Raw genomic sequence first — 4,297 nt, 5'->3', positions numbered from 1 at the left:
GCGCAAGTGGGGCAGCATCCTGATCGACCGGCTGCTGGTTTCCGGCGCATGGGGCTCTATGATCGCTGTGTCCGCCGCCTTTCTACTGCTGAATCTCGCCATCATCCCCCGGCACTATGCCACTCTGTATGTGGGCAGATGCTTCCCCATATATATTACGCTGCTGCTGTTTCTGATTGCGATGTACGTTTCCTTTTACCATACGGCAATGGGGATCTTACGCACAGCCGCCATCCAGGAACGAATCCAGTTCTTTGAAATGGCGGAGAATCAGTATCGGATGCAGAAAAAATACATCGAAGATACAGCCAAGGAACGGCATGACTTCAAGCAGTCTGTGTTTACCCTGAAGCAGCTTGCGGATGCAGGAAATTTAACCGCCCTGCAGCAGTATCTCACAAAGTATGCCAGCACCCTGCCGGAAACGGAGATCCGGCAGTTCTGCAAAAATCATGCGGTCAACACGCTTTTGAATTACTATGTACAGCTGGCTGCAAGCAATGGGATCCGGCTGGACTGGCACACGGATATCCCGGAATGGATCCATGTTGCAGAGCCGGATCTGTGCAGTCTGCTGGGAAATCTCATTGAAAATGCCTTTGCCGGATGCAGCACGGTGGAGGATACCGCCCAGTGCTATCAATAGTTGAGAAACAACGTCAACCTCTATATTGTTTCTACCAACTGCTTTGATGGCTTTGTCCAGATGAAGGACGGGCAGTATAAATCCACCAAGTGGAACCGAGATCCACTCTGTGAAAATGATTGCTGAAAAATACCGGGACACCGCACGGTTTCATCACATGAAACCGAGTTCTACGCCGATGTGATATGACAGGTGAAGAGCGGCATTTCAGGCAGGCAAGCATAAAAAAGCCGTCTGTAATAACCCACAGACGGTAATGTCAATGATGTAGAAGGCGACGCTGCATTGGTTCTGCATGGTGCCCCAGGTATGCACCCCCTTCTGCCCCATGCCTTGACACGCTTGAAACCGGAATACTTCAGCCAGCAAACACAGCTTCCCCAATTACTTTTAAAAGAAAAAGCACCCACGTGATTGCGTGGATGCCTTGGTGCGCTTGACAGGATTCGAACCTGCGACACCTGGCGTCGGAGGCCAGTGCTCTATCCAGCTGAGCTACAAACGCATAAACTATAGGGGGTGAGGACTCTCGTTCCTCACTTTTATAATTATACCAAACTATCTTGAATTTTTCAAGAGAATATGCTATAATTATAGAAAATAGTTTCTTTGCACGAAAATTACCGATGAGTTTTCCACCGTTTTTGTGCGTTTTCACAATGCTCATGTAAGGAGGTGTGCGTGTGGAGGACTATATCTATGTGCTGGTCAGCCAAACGGGTACCAACATTGCTAAAATCATCCGTTTTTTCACCAGAAAACCCTACAACCACGCTTCCATCTCTGCGGACAGCAATCTGCATGAAATGTACAGCTTTTGCCGCAACTCCCCTTCCATGCCCCTGCCCGCCACCTTCAACCAGGAGATCGTAGGACGGGGCACTCTGGGCAAATTCTCTGACATTCCCTGTGAGCTGTATGCCATCCCGGTGACCCGACATCAGCGATTGATCTTTGAGCATGAACTGGAGCATTTCAAGCTGCATCGAGACATGTATTCCTATAACCTGCTGGGAATGGGCACGGTGCTGTTTCAGATCGGGCTGCACCGACGGTATAAATACGTCTGTTCCCAGTTTGTCGCCCATATAATCGAACAAAGTGGCATTGTCCTGCCCAAACCGGCAGTGCTGTGCACGCCGGAGGATCTGCGGCACATTCCCGGCGCTCTGCTCATCTACCGGGGAGAATTGAATGACTATGCAAACCGACTGTTTTTCCATCAGCTAGCCTGAGCATTGCCTGCTCCAGCCAGTCATACCCCCGGACAGCATACCGCACTGCCGGCGGCAGCAGCACTTCCCGCTGATGTGCCCCCTGTTCCGGTACGATCAGTTCCAGCTGTGCCTGCGCCACCTGTACCCGGTATGCACTGGGCTGCCGGGTGATCTGCACCGCCGGGATCGGCTCCCGGTTGGTTTGATTATAGGATCGTACATAAACTTGCAGCATCCCTGCCGCCAGCCCGTTCATCAGCATGTAATACACCAGAGCCAGGCAGGCGGTTCTTTTTGTACGCCGTTTCATATTACGTTTCCTCCTTCAGATTCAGCAGTGCCCGGGCGATGGATGCACCCAGCACCGAGCCTGCACGCTTCACCTGCGCCAGGGTATTCCCATGACTGCCTACCTCGATCAGCAGGCTGCCGGTGGTCAGATCCTGGTTATACTTCCGGTAATCGAACAGCACCGGCCGGGTCAGACCCGGTGTGTCGGATTCGATCTGCTGCTGCAGGCAGCTGGCAAACCGGAAGTTTTTCATGTAGTTTGGCATGTTCAGAGAACCGTTGTCGCACCCGGAGATGATCATCACCTGGGCGGTGTCCTGTCCATCCACATCAATCACCGGCTGCAACAAGTTTCCGTTGCTGACAATGGCATCCCGATGGATGTCCAGCACCACCTTAATGGTGGGGTTCTCCTCCAGGATCCGCTTGACCACCACCCGGCTCCGGTCATAGGAGCCGGTATAACGGGGATAGTCATGAATGGTACCGTCATGGATCACACCGATGCCTGCCTTTTTCAACTGGGCTTCAATCTGATCCCCTACCATCACCACGCTCAGCGCCGGATCTGTCGTACGGTAATTGAATTCCGCATCCCCATACTCCCGTACATAGGGCTCAAAGCTCTCGGTGGTATGGGAGTGCATGATCAGCACCTCCGGTGAGCCGTCCCCCATAATGGTAAAGGCAGGCGCTTTCCGGCTTTCCTCCAACAATGCGGCATTGTCCACACTGGTACAGTTCCGAACCTGTCCGCACTTGTCCAGATCCACAATATTTCCACCGGAATAGCGCTGATACGCCATCCGAACGATCCGTGCGGTACCCGGATGCCACACAGTAGGATAGGGCTTTTCCCCCGGATCCCCACTGGCGTAAAACACCGGCTCCGCCTCCGGCTGAGTAGCGGTTTCCGTGGTCTGTTCCGGTTTCGGGGCGTCCGGCTCCTCTGCAAGCCAGCCATAGCCGCTGGACAAACAGGGCGGATCCTCCCTGTTATCTGCCGGTTCCTGCTCCAGATCCGTCCGCAAATCATTCAGCCGATTGGCTGCAACCGGGATCTGGGGAATGAGCTGGAGCATACCTGCTGCCAGCAGGGGCATTCCTGCCAGAACGCATCCCCACATCAGCACACGCAATCCGTTTCTTCTTCTGCGCATTCTTCCACCTGCTTCCCAGGCGCTGCCGCATGCTGCGGTGCCGCCTATATAGTATGAACCCTCTGCTTCATCCTATGCGTCCTCCTTTCCGGTTATGCCGGGAATGTGACAAGCCCAATGCACATAGTCTTTAGAAGCAACAGAGGAAAGGAAGATGCACATGTACCGTTGCTGCAATGTAAAGCGCTTTTTGATCATGCTGCTGTGCGATCTGGTGGCGGTGGGGCTGCTGATGCTGCTGTTCCGATGCAGCCCGTTCCGGACAGAAGGCGTATCGGATCCCGGAGAAAATGGGATCCCCCTGCCGGTTCTGATGTATCACAGCGTCTTTTCCGGCAGGCACAGCGACTATGTTGTCCCCCCGGAGGTGTTGGAAAGTGACCTTGCCTATTTGTCCGACCATGGCTATCAGGCAGTGCTGGTGTCCGATCTGGTGGAGTATGTATACAACGGAAAGCCCCTGCCGGAAAAGCCGGTGATGATCACCTTTGACGACGGCTATTACAACAATCTGGAACAGTGCCTGCCCCTGTTGGAAAAGTACGACATGTGCGCTGTGATCTCCGTGGTGGGCAGTTACATTGTGAACCAGGCGGAGCAGGATTCTCACATAACCGCTTATTCCTATCTGACCTTTCCAGAAATCCAAACTCTGCTGGAGTCCGGACGCATTGAGATCGGCAACCACACCTATGACCTGCACAGCCATACCCACCGACAGGGCTGCGGCATTCTGCCGGAGGAGTCGGAAACCGCATACCGGGAGCTGCTGCGCTCGGATCTGGAACAGCTTCAGTCCCTGTTGGCATCCCAGGTGCAGATGCGGCCTGTCGTGTTCACCTACCCCTATGGCTATGTGTGCCGGGAGAGCATCCCGGTGCTGCGGAGCATGGGATTTCTGGCTACCCTGACCTGTTATGAAGAACCCAACCGGATCACAAGAGATCCGGACTGTCTGTTTGGCATCGGCAGGTACAACCGCC

Annotated in this window: 5 protein-coding genes, 1 tRNA gene and 1 pseudogene; 3 read left to right on the top strand and 4 right to left on the bottom strand. The window is 53.8% G+C overall.

Translation table 11 applies throughout. From position 1 onward, the window contains the following. Nucleotides 1-646, top strand: a pseudogene (locus QVO51_RS07135) (hypothetical protein); the annotation flags it as partial. Nucleotides 647-853: 207 nt separating this feature from the next. Here QVO51_RS07135 and QVO51_RS07130 read toward each other — a convergent pair. Continuing rightward, on the bottom strand, nucleotides 854-1,015 hold the full coding sequence (locus tag QVO51_RS07130) for a hypothetical protein (protein WP_276746743.1): 162 nt from the start codon (nucleotides 1,013-1,015) through the stop codon (nucleotides 854-856). Between the two features lie 59 nt (nucleotides 1,016-1,074). After that, nucleotides 1,075-1,151 (bottom strand) — tRNA-Arg (locus tag QVO51_RS07125). Nucleotides 1,152-1,329: 178 nt separating this feature from the next. Here QVO51_RS07125 and QVO51_RS07120 point away from each other — a divergent pair. After that, nucleotides 1,330-1,881, top strand: a complete 552-nt coding sequence (locus QVO51_RS07120) for a hypothetical protein (protein WP_022357822.1) — start codon at nucleotides 1,330-1,332, stop codon at nucleotides 1,879-1,881. Here the strand turns inward: QVO51_RS07120 and QVO51_RS07115 are convergent. Both QVO51_RS07115 and spoIIP read right to left on the bottom strand, forming a co-directional pair. Further along, the gene (locus QVO51_RS07115; protein WP_022357821.1) at nucleotides 1,820-2,173 is read right to left on the bottom strand and encodes a hypothetical protein; all 354 of its coding nucleotides are present in this window, start codon (nucleotides 2,171-2,173) and stop codon (nucleotides 1,820-1,822) included. The two genes, QVO51_RS07120 and QVO51_RS07115, sit on opposite strands and share 62 nt — an antisense overlap. A gap of 1 nt (nucleotide 2,174) precedes the next feature. Continuing rightward, a complete protein-coding gene (gene spoIIP, locus QVO51_RS07110) occupies nucleotides 2,175-3,314 on the bottom strand; it encodes a stage II sporulation protein P (RefSeq protein WP_022357820.1) in 1,140 nt (379 codons plus the stop codon). A 160-nt stretch (nucleotides 3,315-3,474) separates the two neighbouring features. Between spoIIP and QVO51_RS07105 the strand changes: the two genes are divergently transcribed. Continuing rightward, on the top strand, nucleotides 3,475-4,297 hold an 823-nt coding region (locus QVO51_RS07105), incomplete at its 3' end, for a polysaccharide deacetylase family protein (RefSeq protein WP_288167969.1).

The sequence above is a fragment of the Ruminococcus sp. CAG:379 genome (assembly GCF_000434255.1).
Classification (GTDB): domain Bacteria; phylum Bacillota; class Clostridia; order Oscillospirales; family Ruminococcaceae; genus Ruminococcus_F; species Ruminococcus_F champanellensis.
The sequence above is the reverse complement of the archived record's forward strand: the minus strand, read 5'-3'. Positions and strand labels throughout refer to the sequence as shown.

Coding starts and splice junctions, on each gene's coding strand:
- QVO51_RS07115 (WP_022357821.1), bottom strand. CDS start 2,173: ATGAAACGGCGTACAAAAAGAACCGCCTGCCTGGCTCTGGTGTATTAC.
- spoIIP (WP_022357820.1), bottom strand. CDS start 3,314: ATGCGCAGAAGAAGAAACGGATTGCGTGTGCTGATGTGGGGATGCGTT.